Here is a 665-nt window from a genome sequence, read left to right as displayed (position 1 = left end):
CGAAAACAGGAGTTACCTTCCCCTTTTCAGTGAAAGGAGCGGATACCGTTAAATCACTAAAATCACCAGACGCAACAAATTCACCGTGCACACCCGTGCCACGAGCGTGTACAACTCGCTCAGGAATACGTTCTCTGGCAAAACGTTGCAATTTTTGGATCAGGTGAACGTCTTGCAGCAATACGCTGCCGTTTTCACCTGCTGTGATTGAATTTTGGTTGTCACCGACTGGTGCGCCGTTATCTCTTGTCAGGGTTTGCGCCTGTAGAGATGTGCTGGCTAAGCCAACTGTAATTAATAAAAAGCTTTTTGACATCTGCATGGTTGCTCTCCAATGCGTGCTAACCATTTAGTCCACGAGTGGTAAATGGATATTCAAAAGCTCTTTTCTGCCCACGAAGAATATATCTTCAAAGATTCCATTTGTTTAATGGGAATTGGCGATAGATTTGATAGGGATAAACGATGAAAGTTTTCGTTTTTCATCTATTTAGATTAAAAAACAAACCAAAAGCATGAGAATCTCGTGGCGAGAGTGATTACACTGAATAAACATCACCAAGCAGAAAGGATATCGCATGCATCAACATGAAAAATTGAACTACGTTGAATTTGGTACGCCCAATATCGGTGCCACTAAGGCGTTTTATGAGCACGTTTTGGGT

2 protein-coding genes are annotated in these 665 nt (G+C 42.3%); one reads left to right on the top strand and one right to left on the bottom strand.

All coding sequences use genetic code 11. From position 1 onward, the window contains the following. The coding region (locus R7O13_RS27620; protein ID WP_318305291.1) for a catalase at positions 1 to 322 on the bottom strand (322 nt) is incomplete at its 3' end. Between the two features lie 256 nt (positions 323 to 578). Between R7O13_RS27620 and R7O13_RS27615 the strand changes: the two genes are divergently transcribed. After that, the coding region (locus R7O13_RS27615) for a VOC family protein (RefSeq protein WP_412125740.1) at positions 579 to 665 on the top strand (87 nt) is incomplete at its 3' end.

The sequence above is a fragment of the Vibrio sp. Y176 genome (assembly GCF_033438945.1).
Note: the sequence above shows the minus strand (reverse complement) of the source record. Positions and strands in the feature narration are given on the sequence as shown.